Source organism: Halomonas alkalisoli, assembly GCF_021412585.1.
Taxonomy (GTDB): domain Bacteria; phylum Pseudomonadota; class Gammaproteobacteria; order Pseudomonadales; family Halomonadaceae; genus Halomonas; species Halomonas alkalisoli.
Map to the genome: position 1 here is coordinate 86,301 of NZ_JAKCMI010000009.1, position 16,353 is coordinate 102,653.

The window sequence follows — 16,353 nt, forward strand, 5'->3', positions numbered from 1 at the left end:
GACATCCTTGCGTCGATGGCACGCTCACCGGCGGCCAGGGTTGGAATCGGATCGCTCGACGATCAGCAGCTGACGAACTCCCGTCGTGAAGGGGACCGTCAGGCCATGACGCTCACGGATCACCACCGCGTCGGGCAGCCCGGCGAGCTCGTCATCCACGGCCGGGCCCTTCATCGCCAGCCAGCGCCCCGTGGGCGAAGGCAGGTGCCGGGTCAGCGACACGAAGTCGCCGAGGCTGGCAAAGGCCCGGGAGACGACCTGGCCGTAGCCTCCCGCGTGAGGTTCGAAGGACTCCACCCTAGCCTGCACCGGCGTGACGTTGTCGAGTCCGAGTTCCATCACCGCCTGACGTTGAAAACGCACCTTCTTGCCGTTGCTGTCGAGCAGCGTGACCGCAAGCCGGGGCTTGAGGATCGCCAGAACGAGCCCCGGGAGCCCCGGTCCCGACCCCACGTCGAGCAGTGGTTCGTCGGTCACGAAAGGCAGCACGGCGGCACTGTCGAGCAGGTGCTTGGCCACCATTTCCTCGGGTGAGCGTATCGCGGTGAGGTTATAGACGCGATTCCACTTGTGCAACAACCCCACCAGGTCCAGCAGCTGCTTGCGCTGGGCCGACGTTGCGACTACGCCCAAGGCCTCGAGGCCCTGGTCGAGCTGCGTTTCTACCGCTGTGGTCGAGTCCGTCGTCATCCGTTGGCCACCCGGCTGTCGTCAAGCAGTCGACGCTTCTTCAAGTGAATCAGCAGGATGGAGACCGCCGCCGGGGTGACACCGGCAATACGTGACGCCTGGGCCAGGGTGGCCGGTCGCGCTTCACCGAGCTTCTGGCGGATCTCGTGGGAGAGCCCCTCGACCCGGTCATAATCGAGTTCGGCCGGCAGCGGCGTGGCTTCGTGCCGCTTGAGGCGGTCGATCTCGTCCTGCTGGCGGTCGATGTAGCCCTTGTACTTGGCCTGGATCTGCACCTGTTCGGCGACGGCCTCGTCGGTCACCGGTTCGCCGCCCACCTGGGCAAGATCGCCGTAGCTCAGCTCCGGACGCTTGAGCAGGTCCATCAAGCTGTACTCGCGGGAAAGCGGCTTGCCGGTCTTCTCCGCGATGGCATCGGCAGCCGCGGTACCGGGCTGCACCCAGGTTGCCGCGAGACGGGCGCTCTCGCGCTCGATGGCCTCCCGCTTGGTGGCGAAAGCCGCCCAGCGCCTCTCGTCGACCAGGCCTAGCTCGCGGCCGGCCTCGGTAAGGCGCAGGTCGGCATTGTCCTCGCGCAGCAGCAACCGATATTCGGCCCGGGAGGTGAACATGCGGTAGGGCTCTTTCGTGCCCATGGTGATCAGGTCGTCCACCAGCACGCCAAGATATGCCTCGTCCCGCCGCGGCCACCAGGCTTCCAGCTCCCTGGCGCGGCGGGCGGCATTGAGCCCGGCCAGCAGGCCCTGGGCGCCGGCCTCTTCGTAGCCGGTGGTGCCGTTGATCTGCCCGGCAAAGAACAGGTTGTGGATAAATTTCGTTTCCAGCGAGTGCTTCAGATCCCGGGGATCGAAGAAATCGTACTCGATGGCGTAGCCGGGCCGGGTGACGTGGGCGTTTTCCAGCCCGGGGATCGAGCGTACCACCTGCAGCTGCACGTCGAAGGGCAGCGAGGTGGAGATGCCGTTGGGATAGAGCTCGTTGGTGTCGAGCCCTTCCGGCTCGATGAATATCTGGTGGCTCGCCTTGTCGGCAAAGCGGTGCACCTTGTCCTCGATCGAGGGGCAGTAGCGCGGACCGACGCCCTCGATGACGCCGGAATACATCGGCGAACGATCCAGGTTGGCCAGGATGATCTCGTGGGTACGCTCGTTGGTATGAGCGATATGGCAGCTCACCTGCCGCGGATGCATCTCGCGACTCCCCAGGTAGGACATCACCGGGGTGGGGGTATCACCGGGCTGCTCCTCGAGCACCGAGAAATCGACGCTCTTGGCATCGAGTCGGGGCGGCGTGCCGGTCTTGAGGCGATCGACCCGGAAAGGCAGTGCTCGCAGACGCCTGGCCAGGTCATTGGAGGGGGGATCCCCGGCGCGACCGCCACGGCTCTGATCGAGGCCGATGTGGATCACGCCGCCGAGGAAGGTCCCGGTGCAGAGCACCACCGTTTCGCCGAGGAAACGGATACCGGTCTCGGTCACCACGCCACGCACGGTGTCGCTGTCGACGATCAGGTCACCGGCGGCCTGCTGGAACAGCGTCAGATTGGGCTGACTTTCCAGCATGCCGCGAATGGCAGCCTTGTAGCGCACCCGGTCGGCCTGGGCTCGTGTCGCCCTCACCGCCGGGCCTTTTCGAGCGTTGAGTACACGAAACTGGATACCGCCCCGATCGGTAGCCAGGCCCATGGCACCGCCCAGGGCATCGATTTCCTTGACCAGATGACTCTTGCCGATCCCGCCGATGGCGGGATTGCAGGACATCTGTCCCAGGGTCTCGATGTTGTGGGTCAGCAACAGGGTCTGACAGCCCATGCGAGCGGAGGCCAGGGCGGCTTCGGTTCCCGCATGGCCGCCGCCGATGACGATGACGTCAAAGCGGTCGGGGTAATCCAAGGTGCACCTCATTGCGCTTCTGCGCGGATATTGCGTAGGGGATGAAAATCAGCCTGGCAGTATAAACCTCCTGTGGGTAAGCGTCAGGGGTTTTCCACACCCCGTCATCCGGGAGACCTTGATGTTCCAGGTTTCTATAAAATAAATAGAATGATTTAAAGGTAGTTCTATTGATGTTGTTACTACTAGTGTGGACAAAATCTGTGGGTAACTGACTATCCCCTTTATTTTTCAGTACCCTGGATTGTTGACTAGTGGCGTGGAAAGGAGCGCGCCTCCTGAGGGCTACCGGTGACGAGCCTGTGGATGAAATGCAAGGTTACGCACAGGTGGAATCCTGCACCGCTTGTCCACCGGCGGCTACCTGCCTTGTCACCATGGCTGTGAACAAGCTGACCGATGATGAGACAATGCCCCTGCGACGGGGCTTGCAGAGCGAAAAGGCAGCCTGCGGGAAAAATCTTATCCACAGCCCGAAAAAGGCCCTGTCGATAACCCGACAGGGCCTTTTTCAACGCTTTCATCAAGCAAGCTGTGCTGATTCAGTGCTTGAGCACCCGCGACAGGAAGCTCTGGGTGCGCTCATTCCCCGGGGAGTCGAACACCTGCTTCGGCGTGCCCTCCTCGACGATCTCGCCTCGGTGAATGAAGATCACCCGGTCGGCGACTTCCCTGGCGAAGCCCATCTCGTGGGTCACGATGATCATGGTCATGCCCTCGCGGGCCAGTTCACGCATGGCATCGAGGACCTCGCCGATCATCTCGGGGTCGAGTGCCGAGGTGGGTTCGTCGAACAGCATGAGCCGGGGCTCCATGGCCAGTGCCCGGGCCAGGGCGACCCGCTGCTGCTGTCCCCCGGACAGCTGGCTGGGGTATTTGGACGCCTGGTCACTGATGCCGACCCTGTCGAGCAGCCGCTCGGCCGTCTCGGTGGCATCCGCCCGGTTCCAGCCGCGCACCTTCATGGGTGCCAGGGTCACGTTGTCCAGCACGCTGAGATGCGGGAAGAGATTGAACTGCTGGAAGACCATGCCCACCTCGGTACGAATTCGTTGCAGTGCCTTGCTGCTCTTTCCATCGGGTACCAGTTCGTTGCCGTCGACCTCGATATGGCCCTGCTGGAACTCTTCCAGGCCGTTGATACAGCGGATCAGGGTGGACTTGCCGGAGCCGCTGGCGCCGATGACGACGACGACTTCGCCGGGCTTCACCGCCAGTTCGATGTCCTTCAGCACATGCAGGTCGCCGAAGTGCTTGTTGACCCGCTCCATGCGCACGATGGGATCGGATGTGGACGCTGTCATGCAAAGCTCCCTTGCTTCTCTTTATTGACCGACCATTATTGACCGACGAGGCCCTTGCGCTCGAGCATGCGCAGCGCGATGGACAGGCTCCAGGTGATGGCCAGATACATCAATGCGACCATGAAGTAGACCTCCAGGGCGGTGAAGGTCGTGGCGATGTAGATCTGGCCCTGGCGCACCAGCTCACCGACGCCGATCACCGAGAACAGCGAGGTATCCTTGATGCTGATGATGCCCTGGTTGCCCAGCGGTGGAATCATGCGTCGAAATGCCTGGGGCCAGATGATGTAGCGAAACGCCTGGCTGCGCGACAGGCCGAGCGACAGGCCCGCCTCCCGCTGCCCCCGTTCGATGGATTGCACGCCACCGCGCACCACTTCCGAGATGTAGGCACCGGAGTTCACCGCAATGGCGGCGATACCGGCGGTGAGGGCATTGATGGGGCCGCCCAGCAGCTGGGGCAGGCCGTAGAAGATGAACAGCACCTGGACCAGGATGGGTGTGCCGCGAAACACCTCGATATAGAGGATGGCGGGCCAGCGCAGCCAGCGTATCGGACTGATACGCAACAGGCCGAAGAAGATGCCGATGAAGAAGCCGATGGCCAGTCCGCCGAATGAGATCAGCAGTGTCCAGGGAATGCCTGGCAGAAGATGGGGGATCGAACGGAACGCTGCCGCCCAGTCGAATTGAAAGGTCACTTCCACGGGTGTCACTCCAGAAACTCAGAGGCTGAAACGTAGACGCAGGCGGGGCCGGGGGTCTTGCCACCCGGCCCCGCTGGATGGGCCGATCAGCCCTGGGGGATCATTCGTCGTCGGGGGCTTCGCCGAACCACTTCTCGTAGATCTCGTCGTAGGTGCCGTCCTCCTGCATCTCGGCGAGGGCCTCGTTCACCGGCTCGACCCACTGGCTGCCCTTGTGGAAGACGATGCCGTACTGTTGGCCTTCGTAGAGGGGGCCGACGACCTTGGTACGGCCCTCGCCACGGGTCTGGGAGAAGTAGGAGACGTTGGGGGCGTCATAGAAGGCGGCGTCCACGTTACGCCCCAGCAGCGCCATGTACATGTCGCTGTTGCCCGGGTAGGGGGTGATGTCGGCCCTGTCGCCCAGGGTTTCCTGGAGGAAGTCGTAGCTGGTGGAGCCGATGCGGGTGGCAACGGAGAGCCCTTCGAGGTCCTCGATGGTTTCCACGCTGTCGTTGTCGGCGCGCACGATGATCTGCAGGCCGGAATCATAGTAGGGGTCCGAGAAGTCGACGATCTCGGCGCGCTCTTCGGTGATGGTGACACCGGCGATGGCGATCTCCTGGCTGCCGGTCTGTACCGCCGGGATGATGCCGGCGAATTCCATGGTGGTCAGGTCGACCTCGAAGCCGGCCCGTTCGGCGACTTCATTGATGATGTCCATGTCGAAACCGATCATCTCGCCGGTATCGGGATCGAGCATCTCGAAGGGAACGAAACTGGGGTCGGTGACCACCTTGACGGTGGGTCTGTCGGCCAGGGCGGCCGCGGAGAGGCCAAGGCCGAGCGCGAGTGAAGAGACCAGGAGGGTTTGCTTGAATTGGGCGGAAGTGAAGCAAGAACGTTTCATTGAACTCCCCGTTATAGGACGTTTTCATGGGATTCACCCCATTCAACATGGTTAGAATCCCGAAAAGCGTCAAGTCGGAGAGGAAGAAAGCGCTAATATGGCGCCAGGCTCCTAGACCATAAAGGAAGCACCGCAGCCGCAGGTGGTGGTAGCGTTGGGGTTCTGGACCAGGAAGCGGGCGCCGGCCAGGCCCTCTTCGTAATCCACGGTGGAACCGACCAGGTACTGGTAGGAGAGCTCGTCGACCACCAGGGCCACTTCACCGAACTCGATCAAGGCGTCGTCCTCCGCCACATCCTCGGCGAAGTCGAAACCGTACTGGAAGCCCGAACAGCCGCCGCCGGTCACGTAGACCCGCAGCTTGAGTCCCGGTTTGCCTTCCTCCGCGATGAGCGCCTGCAGTCGTTTTCTGGCACTGTCGGAGAGCATCATGGGAGTAGGCACGAAAGATTCTGCGCCGCTCATGGGCGTCCTCCCCTGAGCTTGAATGAATGGGTAACGGGGGATTATCCCTAATCCCTAGCAAAAGGGTCAACTATTCATACTAATCAGGCTACACGGTTCAGGGCATCAGTGCCGGCGCCGCGAGTCCTGCGTGCTCGTCGAATCCGAACATCAGGTTGAGGTTCTGGATCGCCTGGCCGGAGGCCCCCTTGACCAGGTTGTCGATCACCGCCAGTACCACCACGGTGTCGCCGTCGCCCGGACGATGAACCGCCAGGCGGCAGACGTTGGCTCCCTTGACGCTGCGGGTCTCCGGGTGGCTGCCGGCCGGCATCACGTCGACGAAGGGCTCGGCGGCAAAGCGGCACTCGAAGAGGCTCTGCAGATCGCCGGGGTCACGGGTCAGCCTGCCGTAGAGGGTGGCATGGATGCCGCGGATCATCGGCGTCAGGTGCGGCACGAAGGTCAGCCCCACCGGCCCCCTGGCGGCGTCGCCGAGACCCTGGCGAATCTCCGGCAGGTGGCGGTGGCCGGCGGCGCCGTAGGCCTTCATCGATTCGCTGGCCTCGGCCATCAGTGACGGCACCTTGGCACCCCGGCCGGCGCCGGTGACGCCGGACTTGCAGTCGGCGATGATGTGGTCGACATCGATCAAGCCGGCTTCGAGCAGCGGCAGCAGGCCGAGCTGCACGGCGGTGGGATAGCAGCCGGGCACGGCGATCAGGCGTGCCTTGCGGATGCGCTCCCGGTGCATTTCCGGCAGTCCATAGACGGCTTCATCGAGCAGTTCCGGTGCGCCGTGGGGTTGACCGTACCAGTTCGCCCACTCCTCGGCGTCACGCAGGCGGAAATCCGCGGAGAGGTCGATGACACGGGTGCCCTTGGCCAGTAGCTCACCGGCCAGGGCGTGGGCCACACCGTGAGGCGTGGCGAAGAACACCGCATCGCAGGCCCCCAGCCGCTCGGCATCGGGTTCGCTGAAGGCCAGATCATCGTAATGGCCGCGCAGGTTGGGGTACATCTCGCTGACGCCCATGCCCGCCTCGGATCGTGAGGTGATGGCCTCGACTTCGACATCGGGGTGCTGAGCCAGCAGCCTGAGCAGTTCGACGCCGGTATAACCGGTGCCGCCGACGATTCCGACCTTGATCACGATGGACTCCTCTTGTTGGGTCTCCGAATATGATACACAAGAGAGAGGGCCGCCTCACAGCCGCCCCCGGAAAACTCTTCGCACAGGAAAACCGCCGTGCCGCTCCCGTCACTGCCCGACCTCACCCTGGAAGGCTTTCGCCGCAAGCTGGCCAATGTGGACGCCCTGCCCCAGCTCTGCGTACTGGGCGTGTTCTCGGGGCTGTTGACGGGGGCGGTGATGGTCGGCTTCCGCCTGTTGCTGGATCTGGGTGCGCTGACCTTCATGCCCGATGGCGATCCGGAGAACTTCGAGGGGCTCTCGCCGCTGCTGCGCTCCTCCCTGCCCCTGCTGGCGGTCCTGATCATCGGCATCTTCCTGTGGCGCCAGCCGGCGGCCGCTCGCAAGATGGGGGTGGGCCACGTCATCGAGCGCCTCTCCTATCATCAGGGTCGTTTCCCTCTGCGCAACTGGATCAACCAGTGGTGGGTCGGGGTGGTATCGGTGATCGGCGGCCTGTCGGCGGGCCGTGAGGGCCCCGCCATCCATCTCGGTGCGGCGGCGGCCAGCGGCATCGGTCAGCGCCTGCGACTACCCCACAACAGCCTGCGCGTGCTGGTGGCCTGTGGCACCGCGGCGGGGATCTCGGCCTCCTTCAATACGCCTATCGCCGGGGTCATCTTCGCCATGGAAGTGGTGATGCTGGAGTACACCATCGTCGGTTTCATGCCGGTGATCCTGGCCTCCACCATGGGTGCGCTGGTGGCCATGCTGGTCTACGGTTCCGAACCGGCCTTCCAGGTGCCCAGCGTCAGCATGGGGTCGCTGATGAACCTGCCCTGGATCGTGGTCACGGCGCTGTTTGTTGGCTTGCTGGCAGGTCTTTTCATCCATGTGGCGAAAAGCACGACCATCAGGGAGCTACCGGTCTGGCTGAGACTGATGCTCGTGGCGGTGGCCACGGCCGGTGTGGCCTGGTGGTATCCCGAGGTACAGGGAATCGGCTATGACAGCCTGGATGCGTCACTGACCGGTGATCTGGCCGTGGATATACTGTTCGCCCTGGTGGTGGGCAAGCTGCTGCTCACCGGCCTTACCGTGGCCAGCGGCATTCCCATCGGCATCATCGGACCTGTTCTGGTGGTGGGTGCCGCCGCGGGCGCCCTTGCCGGCCTGGTCGGTGCCCAGCTGTGGCCGCAGCTGGCCGCCGATCCGGGTTTCTATGCCATGCTGGGCATGGCGGCGATGATGGGCGCGGTGCTGCAGGCGCCGCTCGCCGCCCTGATGGCGCTGCTCGAGCTCACCCATAATCCCAATATCATTCTGCCCGGCATGCTGGCGGTGGTCGTCTCGGGGCTGACCGCGCGGCAGCTGTGCCGCTGCGACGGCTTCTTCGTCAGCGTGACCCGCCAGGGGCTACACCCCCTGCAGCAGCCTCTGATGCAAGCCCTCTCCCGGGTGTCGGTGCCTGCGGTGATGGAACGCAGCCTGGTGCGTACCCAGCGCCTGGTGACCCGGGAACAGGCCCGGGCCCTGCTCGATGCCAAGCCGGTATGGATACTGATCATGCGCTCGACCGACGACAAGCCGACCCTGGCGCTCAAGGCGGCGGATCTGGCACGGGCGCTGATGGACGAGCAGCTGGCCGAGGAGGTTGAAACTTCAAGTCAGCTGATCGACCTGCTGGAAGTGCCCGGCCAGCGACTGGAGATGGCGCCGATCCACCTGCAGGCGACGCTGTCGGAGGCCTTCGAGCGGCTCAACGATCAGGCTGTGGATGCGCTCTTCGTGGAGCACGGACACCGGCCGAAGCAGAAGCGGATTTCCGGTATCATCACCCGCGGCGCAATCGAGCGTTACTATTCGCTCAAGTAGTGGCTCAAATAGGCATTCGCTCACGTGGTCGATACTTCATCGACTCGCCCCCGTCAGGAGACCCCATGTACCTGTGGCTGAAGGCTCTGCATATCGTTGCCGTGATCACCTGGTTTGCGGCGATGTTCTACCTGCCGCGACTCTACGTCTACCATGCCATGGCGCGCGACAAGGGCGAGCAGCAGGCCATCGAGTACTTCACGGTGATGGAGCGAAAGCTCTATCGTGGCATCATGACGCCCTCCATGATCGCCGTGCTGGGGCTGGGTGTCTGGCTGCTCTACCTGATGCCGCACTGGCTCGGCATGGGCTGGATGCACGTGAAGCTGCTGTTGGTCCTGCTGCTGGTGATCTACCACCATGTCTGTCTGATCTACCTGAAGCAGTTTGCCGCCGGGCGCTGCAGCCGCAGCCACGTCTACTTTCGCTGGTTCAATGAGGTGCCGGTGATCGCCCTGCTGGCCATCGTCGTCCTCGCCGTCCTCAAGCCGTTCTGACATGGGCGACCGCATGCAGTCTCCGCCGGTCGTGCTGATATTGGCGGGACATGATCCCACCGGTGGCGCCGGGCTGGTCGCCGACAGCGAAGCCGTGGCGGCCTGTGGTGGCTGGGGTGTCACGATTCCGACCGCGCTGACGGTGCAGAGCTGCCGCGATGTCGAGCGGGTGGTGCCGGTCGAGGCTCGGCTGGTCCGCGAGATGGGCGACGCCCTCGATGAATTCTCCATCGCGGCCATCAAGGTGGGCCTGATCGCGAGCGAGGACGTGCTCGATGCGGTGGTGGATATCGTGCGTGCTCACCCCGGGGTGCCGGTCGTGGTGGATCCGGTGCTCAAGGCGGGGGGAGGAAGTGAGTTATCCACAACCGCCCTGCTGGATGCCTTCCGTGTGCGCCTGCTGCCGCTTGTGGATATTCTGACACCCAATCGGCTGGAATTGGCCCGGCTGGCGGGTGGCGAGGCGAGCGACGATACGGCCCGGGCAAAGCGACTGCTGGCGCTCGGCTGCGGTGCCCTGCTGGTGACGGGTACCGATGACCCCGATGAGCAGGTCGCGCCCGACCAGGTACAGCAGGTGTTCTACTCCGGTGAGCAGAGTTGCCGCTGGCAATGGCCTCGGTTGGCGGGGCACTATCATGGGTCGGGCTGCACCCTTGCCGCAGCGCTGGCGGCGCGCCTGGCGTGGGGGGAGCCGCTGCCACTTGCCTGTGAACAGGCACAGTCGTTCACCTGGCAGGCACTGGCCAATGGATGGCGTCCGGGCAGCCACCAGTCTTTGCCCCGACGCATCGACAGTGGCGGCGGGTGCTCCTTCGACTTGACCGGTGGCAAGGAGAGGCGGCTTGGCAGTCGTTCGGACTGGCCATGTCCCGCCGGGGCAGACAGAATGACACCAGGGATGGCCGATTCGCGTGAGAGGCTCGTGAATCAGGAGTTATCCAACATTCACGACAAGGTTATCCAAGATTCTATCCACAGCCTGGCAGCGTCAGGCGGGAACCCTTTCGACCTTCGTTTCAGCGACAGCAAAGAGGCTTTCATGACCACATCCGCACAGCTCTTCGAACAGGCCTGCCGTCACATACCCGGAGGCGTCAACTCCCCGGTGCGTGCCTTCAAGGGCCTGCATCGGCCGCCGGTGTTCATGGAACGGGCCCAGGGTGCCTATCTCTATGACGTCGAAGGCAAGCGCTATGTCGATTATGTCGGCTCATGGGGGCCGATGATCACCGGTCACGCCGACCCCGACGTGCTCGGTGCCGTGCGGGACCGGCTCGACAATGGTCTCTCCTTCGGCACCCCGACGGCCATCGAGACCACCATGGCCGATCTGATCTGCGACATGATCCCTTCCATCGAGATGGTGCGCATGGTCAATTCCGGCACCGAGGCCACCATGTCGGCCATTCGCCTGGCACGGGGTTTCACCGGTCGTGACAAGATCGTCAAGTTCGAGGGCAACTACCATGGTCACTCCGACTCGCTGCTGGTCAAGGCCGGCTCCGGCGCCCTGACCCATGGCGAGCCCAGTTCACCGGGCGTACCTGCTTCGCTGGCCGAGCACACCATCACCCTCTCCTACAACGATATCGATGCCGTCGAGGCCTGCTTCGAGGAGATCGGCAGCGAGATCGCCTGCATCATCGTCGAGCCGGTGGCCGGCAACATGAACTGCATTCCGCCGCAGCCGGGCTTCCTGGAGACCCTGCGTCGGGTCTGCACCGAAAACGGCAGCGTGCTGATCTTCGACGAGGTGATGACCGGCTTCCGGGTCGCCATGGGCGGCGCCCAGGCCCACTACGGCATCGAGCCCGACCTGACCTGCCTGGGCAAGATCGTCGGCGGTGGCATGCCGGTGGGGGCCTTCGGTGGCAAGCGCGAAGTCATGGAGCAGATATCACCGCTGGGGCCGGTCTATCAGGCGGGCACGCTATCGGGCAACCCGTTGGCCATGGCCGCCGGCATCGCACTACTCACCAAGCTGCGTGAACCGGGCTTCCATGACGCGCTGGCGCAGCGGGTGGAGACGCTCTGCCATGGCCTTCAGGAACGTGCCGATGCTGCCGGTGTCGATATGATCACACAGCGTGTCGGCGGCATGTTCGGGCTATTCTTCACTGGGCAGTCGCGGGTCGACAACTTTGCCCAGGCCACTGCCTGCGATGCCGATGCCTTTCGTCGATTCTTCTCGGCGATGCTTGACGAGGGAGTCTATCTGGCCCCATCGGCCTATGAAGCGGGATTCATGTCCAGTGCCCACAGTCCGGAGGATATCCAGGTGACCCTGGATGCCGCGGTCAAGGCCTTCGACCGGGTTCGTCAGGGCTGACCGGACGCGGGACGATCCTTTCGAGGGTCTGTTTTCGAGGACTGTTTTCGAGGAGCCATCATGCCCAAGCCATCAGTGACGTCGACATCTCACCCATCCGGTGCCCTCAGCCTGGATGAGCTGATCGACTCACTGGTGGTGGCGCATCGGTCGAGCGCCGATCCGCTCCCTTTTTCCGGCCCCTCCACATGCCTGGCTGCGACTCGCGCCCTGGTCGAGGAAGAGCTGGGTGCCCTGGTCTCACGGATGCGGGGCGAGGAGGACCTGGCGCAGCTCGATCGTCTGCGTGAATGGCTGGATCAGGAGCTGGTGCGACTTCAAGCCTGCTTTGCCGAGCGAAGAGAGCCGAGGCCCAGTTGGGCGGCGGGGCATCCACCGACGGCGCTCCGCGACAATCAGCGCCTGGTCATGCGCGATGCCCTCGATCTCGCACCAGAGGATTCGCTGGCCCGGCGCTCCCTCGATCCCGGTTTCGATGTGGCGTCATTACTGGTGGGCCTGGCGATTCGCGGTGAAACCCGGCTGGCCAATCGCGCCCTGGATGGCTATCTGCGGCTATCGGGTGACTATGCTTTGACCAGACTACTGTCGGTCTTTCAGGTGGCCCGCTCCCTGTCCGATGCCCGGCGGGCTCTGCAACGTCGACCCGAGGCAGTCGAAGGGGAGCCATTGGCCCATGTTGCCGATACCATGGCGACGAGCCGGCGTTATCTCGCCCTGGCAGAGAAGATTTCGGCGTTCCGCTTTCCGCCATTGATCATCGGCGTAGGCGTTTCCGGAAGCGGCAAGAGCCGCTTCACCGCGAATATGGTCGAATGTCTGGGCGCTGTCAGGCTCTGTTCGGATGCCGAGCGGCGGCGCCTGTATGGAATCGATCCACAGGGGGTGGGTGAGGAACCGCCTGTGGATATCTATTCTGATGACGCCACTGCGCGTACCTATCAACGCCTGGCCGGCCTTGCAGGAACCCTGCTCGATGCCGGTTTTCCCACCTGTGTGGATGCCACCTGCCTGACCCGCGCACAGCGCAAGCTGCTTTGCCAGCAGGCGGAGGCGCGAGGCCTGCCGGTGCTGATCGTCAGCTTCGAGGCCGATGACGACACCCTGAAGTCGCGTATCGTCAGGCGTGCCCAACGCCAGGGCATCTTGCCGCTGGCCAGCCTGGAAGTGCTGCAACGCCAGCAGTCGGTCTTCGAACCCTTCGACGGTGAAGAGCGTCAGCAGCTGGTTCATCTGGATACCACCGCAACCAATGCCACCGAAACCCTGGCTTCCCTGATACAACAACGTATCTACGCCGGTTGATCGGGCTTCTCCGCGTCATGAACACCATGATGCCTTTCATGTTTACCGATCTTGACATGCATAGTGCACATGTGGCGTTATCTGTAACGTTGCCGATAAATCGAACATGAACGATAACGCTTTAACGCGTAAAGAAAAAATAACGATTTCCTGTCGAATGATTACAAGCTGTAAAGGTCTTGATACCCAAGTGCTGGCTCCAGTCTTGCTTACAAGTGGTAGCAGAGAGCTTTAGCCGCTTTCCGATAATCATCCCCCCTCTGTTTTCATTGGACTTTTCTTTCCGTCATGCCCACTTGGCACGAAGCATGCCACCTGTTTTGCGACCACAAGAAACTCGTTTTCCGGCAAGAGATGGAAATGTGGGGGCACTCCTGGACGTATCCATCCGGTAAAGGAGTTTCTCTGGTCATCGGGAACGGTAATGAAATCATGCATGATAGGGAGAATTATCATGAACAAGTATTACGTAGTCGCGGGATCATCAATGCTGGCACTGGTACTCGCCATTTCTACGGCACATGCCAACCCCAGCTCCGGAGCAGCTGACTCCGTCGACCAGACGGTGTATTCGAGTGCCAAGGCTGCGGTTGGTAGTCGTGGCGGCGACGCCTGGGCCATGAGCGAGTCCTACAACACATCCACCAGCGTGGTTGCGCTTCAGGAACTGCAGTCTACCGTCACCGGCAGCTCCATCAATGTGTATGGTGGCTCAGGCGGCATTGGGGCAACGGGGGCAGGCGGTGGGAGTGCCCTCGCCATCAGCGCGGGCGTCGGTGTCGGCGGCGCCGGTGGCGATGGTACCGGCGGTAATGGTGGCCACTCTGATGCCGTTGGCGGAGACGGTGCCGATGGCGGTGACGGTGTCGGCCTCGGCCTGGGGCTGGGATTGGGAGTTGGCCTGGGCGGTGATTCCGATGCCGCCAACGGCAGCGGTGGCGCCAGCAGCACTTCCCTCGGGGGGATCGCTGCCAATATTGCCGGAGACGATATCGACGATGACAACACCGCTTCAGCGGGCGGCGGCAACAGCGGCGACGCCACCGCTTCGCCTGCTGTCACGGCCGGGGCCGGTGGCGCGGGTAGTGGCACAGGAACGGGTGATGGCACTGGCACTGGCACCGGTGGCGTAGGCGGAGCGGGTGGCGATGCCATGGCAGGAGCCGGCGGCAGCTCAACCGGTAACGGTGGCGGTGGTGGCGGTGGCACCGGCACCGGGGGCGATGCCTATGCCAATGCCGGCAATGGCGGCAATGGCGGGAACGGTGGCATGGGTGGCAATGCCGTGCTGCGGACAGGCAATGCTACCTTGTCTGCCGGTGACTTTGCAGGCATCGCCAACATGAACCTCTCCACCGGCATCTACAACTCGCAGCTTGCAGGTACCAACGTGGCGGCACACAGCAACGTCCATATCGGTAACTGATAGCTCACACGAGCCGAGAGTCAGGGCCGGTGGCGTGACTACCGGCCCTGCTTGGATAAGCAGCCGAGAGGGGGAGCGGTGCCATGAAGCGAATCGGACAGGGAATCTGTGCTGCACTGGTGGTTGGTCTGGGGAGCATCTACTCCCTGGCGCTGGCGGAGGAACCGGCGACGGGATTCGATGCGCTACAACACATCGATGCCGGCGAACTCGAGATCATCTCGGGCAGGGAGGGCTTCAGGGATCTGGTAAATGTACAGAGCATCCAGAACATGGAAGCAGCGGCAAAGGGGGCATCTTTCACAGCCGGTACGATCGTCTCGGGCAATATCACCATAGAAGCCAATGCCATGGACAGGATCTCCGGCATTACTCTGATGAATCTCATGACAGGGCATGCCAATGCCGTCTCGACGGGTGTCAGCATCAGTATCTATGCACCTCAGTAAGGTCGGGCGCCGGAAAAGTGTGAGGGGTAGAGGATGACCAGAAGCATGCGTTGGATCGGCGCCCCGTCGTTCTGCCTCGTCATGAGCCTACAGGCGATGCCACTTCAGGCGGGGGTGACGATAGCGCTCAATGGCGGTTTCGGCTCCGTGACGGTGCCCGCCAGGAGCCATCAGGAGATGCGCTGGGATGGCGTTGTTCCCCAGCAGTATGACTACAGCTGTGGAGCAGCGTCGGTCGCGACGCTGCTCACTTATCACTACGGCAGGCCGACCACCGAGGCTGAGGTCTTCGAGGCGATGATCCATGCCGGTGAGGTCGAGCATATCAAGGAGCATGGTTTCTCCATGCTTGACATGAAGCGCTACCTGGACGCCCAGGGGCTGCAATCGGATGGCTTTCGTGTGGGGCTAGATGACCTGGCCCGCATCGGGGTTCCCGCCATTACGCTTATCGACACCGGGGGTTACCGACATTTCGTTGTCATCAAGGGGATGGATGACAACACCGTTCTGGTGGGCGACCCGGCCGTGGGAACCGTGGCAGTTCCCACGGCACATTTCGAGTCGATCTGGAGTGGCCTGGTGCTGGGTGCGCGAGCCGAAACGGAGATTGCCAAGGCCAATTTCAATCATGAGCGCGACTGGCAGATTCGCCCAGCGGCTCCCGTTGGCAATGGCGTCAATCGTGGCGATGTGGCCTCGCTGCTGCTTCAACTGCCGGCAATCAATGAAATGGGGCGATAGAGATGAAAGCATGCCGATCTCCAAGTCAGGCCACTGCCTGCCGTCAGTTTCACGCAGCCGGGTCTCGCGTCTTCTGCATCACCCTGTTCTGGATGGCCAGCGCCACCCTTGAGGCGGCCGACTTCGCTCGTCTTCAGCCTCTCGAGGAAGCGGAGCTGGAGGGGCTGAGAGGAGGATTTCAACTGGCGGGGCTCGACATGAGCTTCGGGGCGACTCTGCAGACCCTGGTGGATAACGTGCGCATGAATACCGTCTTCGTCATCAATGGGGCAGGGACCGAGGTTGTGTCACACACGATCAGCCAGCATGACTTTATCGATGGCCAGGTTGTCAGCCAGGTTGGGAAGGGCAGTGGCAACACCATCATGGAGTTGACGCCGAACGGCATTAATCTGGTCGGAATGAAGGATGTCTCCGGGCTGGTGGTGAACGACAGCAAGGGCTTCACCTCGGTGTTTCACACGGTGACCAAGAACGCCATCCTGGGCAGCGTGGTCAGCGATGCCTCGGAGCGTGATATCCAGCAACATCTCGACATCGGCGTGCAGATAAACAACATGCCAGCCCTGCGGGCCGCCCAGCAGCGTCAAGCCATTACGGAATCCTTGGCGCGCTAGGCTTCTATCTAGCCAAGCGCTTCTCGTCATGCAGGGCCGGTGCCTGGCAC

General features: G+C 62.9%; 15 protein-coding genes and 1 pseudogene. 9 read left to right on the top strand and 7 right to left on the bottom strand.

The features are described 5' to 3' along the window. Positions 1-24 precede the first annotated feature (24 nt). The 7 genes from rsmG to argC form a co-directional block, all read right to left on the bottom strand. The gene (rsmG, locus tag LY622_RS01575; protein WP_234289279.1) at positions 25-690 is read right to left on the bottom strand and encodes a 16S rRNA (guanine(527)-N(7))-methyltransferase RsmG; all 666 of its coding nucleotides are present in this window, start codon (positions 688-690) and stop codon (positions 25-27) included. Further along, positions 687-2,582, bottom strand: coding sequence for a tRNA uridine-5-carboxymethylaminomethyl(34) synthesis enzyme MnmG (mnmG, locus tag LY622_RS01580; RefSeq protein WP_234289280.1), 1,896 nt, complete (start codon positions 2,580-2,582; stop codon positions 687-689). Before mnmG ends, rsmG begins: the two co-directional genes overlap by 4 nt. Before the next feature lie 542 nt (positions 2,583-3,124). After that, positions 3,125-3,886, bottom strand: a complete 762-nt coding sequence (locus tag LY622_RS01585; protein WP_255761760.1) for an amino acid ABC transporter ATP-binding protein — start codon at positions 3,884-3,886, stop codon at positions 3,125-3,127. Positions 3,887-3,921: 35 nt separating this feature from the next. Continuing rightward, positions 3,922-4,593, bottom strand: coding sequence for an amino acid ABC transporter permease (locus tag LY622_RS01590; protein WP_114478196.1), 672 nt, complete (start codon positions 4,591-4,593; stop codon positions 3,922-3,924). 100 nt (positions 4,594-4,693) lie between these two features. After that, positions 4,694-5,482, bottom strand: coding sequence for a transporter substrate-binding domain-containing protein (locus tag LY622_RS01595; protein WP_234289281.1), 789 nt, complete (start codon positions 5,480-5,482; stop codon positions 4,694-4,696). Between the two features lie 111 nt (positions 5,483-5,593). Next, on the bottom strand, positions 5,594-5,947 hold the full coding sequence (gene erpA, locus LY622_RS01600) for an iron-sulfur cluster insertion protein ErpA (protein ID WP_066446075.1): 354 nt from the start codon (positions 5,945-5,947) through the stop codon (positions 5,594-5,596). Positions 5,948-6,044: 97 nt separating this feature from the next. Beyond that, entirely contained in the window at positions 6,045-7,079 is a 1,035-nt protein-coding gene (gene argC, locus LY622_RS01605) for an N-acetyl-gamma-glutamyl-phosphate reductase (RefSeq protein ID WP_234289282.1), read from the bottom strand. Between the two features lie 96 nt (positions 7,080-7,175). On the opposite strand from argC, the gene LY622_RS01610 reads away from it, so the two are divergent. The 9 genes and pseudogenes from LY622_RS01610 (at position 7,176) to LY622_RS01650 (ending at position 16,303) form a co-directional block, all read left to right on the top strand. Next, a complete protein-coding gene (locus tag LY622_RS01610) occupies positions 7,176-8,933 on the top strand; it encodes a chloride channel protein (protein ID WP_234289283.1) in 1,758 nt (585 codons plus the stop codon). Between the two features lie 65 nt (positions 8,934-8,998). Beyond that, complete coding sequence (gene hemJ, locus LY622_RS01615) at positions 8,999-9,430, top strand: protoporphyrinogen oxidase HemJ (RefSeq protein WP_234289284.1); 432 nt, start codon at positions 8,999-9,001, stop codon at positions 9,428-9,430. Position 9,431: 1 nt separating this feature from the next. Further along, positions 9,432-10,220 (top strand): annotated as a pseudogene (gene thiD / locus LY622_RS01620) (bifunctional hydroxymethylpyrimidine kinase/phosphomethylpyrimidine kinase); the annotation flags it as partial. A gap of 252 nt (positions 10,221-10,472) precedes the next feature. After that, positions 10,473-11,762, top strand: coding sequence for a glutamate-1-semialdehyde 2,1-aminomutase (gene hemL / locus LY622_RS01625; RefSeq protein WP_234289341.1), 1,290 nt, complete (start codon positions 10,473-10,475; stop codon positions 11,760-11,762). A gap of 60 nt (positions 11,763-11,822) precedes the next feature. Then, positions 11,823-13,067, top strand: coding sequence for a P-loop nucleotide/nucleoside kinase family protein (locus LY622_RS01630; RefSeq protein ID WP_234289285.1), 1,245 nt, complete (start codon positions 11,823-11,825; stop codon positions 13,065-13,067). Positions 13,068-13,521: 454 nt separating this feature from the next. After that, entirely contained in the window at positions 13,522-14,493 is a 972-nt protein-coding gene (locus LY622_RS01635) for a hypothetical protein (RefSeq protein WP_234289344.1), read from the top strand. A gap of 83 nt (positions 14,494-14,576) precedes the next feature. Continuing rightward, positions 14,577-14,942 carry a hypothetical protein gene (locus LY622_RS01640; protein ID WP_234289286.1) on the top strand — a complete coding sequence of 122 codons (366 nt, stop codon included), beginning with the start codon at positions 14,577-14,579 and terminating at the stop codon, positions 14,940-14,942. Positions 14,943-14,987: 45 nt separating this feature from the next. Further along, complete coding sequence (locus tag LY622_RS01645; protein ID WP_234289287.1) at positions 14,988-15,686, top strand: C39 family peptidase; 699 nt, start codon at positions 14,988-14,990, stop codon at positions 15,684-15,686. Between the two features lie 2 nt (positions 15,687-15,688). Then, positions 15,689-16,303 carry a hypothetical protein gene (locus LY622_RS01650; RefSeq protein ID WP_234289288.1) on the top strand — a complete coding sequence of 205 codons (615 nt, stop codon included), beginning with the start codon at positions 15,689-15,691 and terminating at the stop codon, positions 16,301-16,303. Positions 16,304-16,353 lie beyond the last annotated feature (50 nt).

Excerpts from the sequence above, each read along its gene's own strand:
- rsmG (WP_234289279.1), bottom strand. The coding sequence starts at position 690 with ATGACGACGGACTCGACCACAGCGGTAGAAACGCAGCTCGACCAGGGC.
- LY622_RS01585 (WP_255761760.1), bottom strand. The coding sequence starts at position 3,886 with ATGACAGCGTCCACATCCGATCCCATCGTGCGCATGGAGCGGGTCAAC.
- LY622_RS01595 (WP_234289281.1), bottom strand. The coding sequence starts at position 5,482 with ATGAAACGTTCTTGCTTCACTTCCGCCCAATTCAAGCAAACCCTCCTG.
- erpA (WP_066446075.1), bottom strand. The coding sequence starts at position 5,947 with ATGAGCGGCGCAGAATCTTTCGTGCCTACTCCCATGATGCTCTCCGAC.
- hemJ (WP_234289284.1), top strand. The coding sequence starts at position 8,999 with ATGTACCTGTGGCTGAAGGCTCTGCATATCGTTGCCGTGATCACCTGG.
- hemL (WP_234289341.1), top strand. The coding sequence starts at position 10,473 with ATGACCACATCCGCACAGCTCTTCGAACAGGCCTGCCGTCACATACCC.
- LY622_RS01630 (WP_234289285.1), top strand. The coding sequence starts at position 11,823 with ATGCCCAAGCCATCAGTGACGTCGACATCTCACCCATCCGGTGCCCTC.
- LY622_RS01635 (WP_234289344.1), top strand. The coding sequence starts at position 13,522 with ATGAACAAGTATTACGTAGTCGCGGGATCATCAATGCTGGCACTGGTA.
- LY622_RS01640 (WP_234289286.1), top strand. The coding sequence starts at position 14,577 with ATGAAGCGAATCGGACAGGGAATCTGTGCTGCACTGGTGGTTGGTCTG.
- LY622_RS01645 (WP_234289287.1), top strand. The coding sequence starts at position 14,988 with ATGCGTTGGATCGGCGCCCCGTCGTTCTGCCTCGTCATGAGCCTACAG.
- LY622_RS01650 (WP_234289288.1), top strand. The coding sequence starts at position 15,689 with ATGAAAGCATGCCGATCTCCAAGTCAGGCCACTGCCTGCCGTCAGTTT.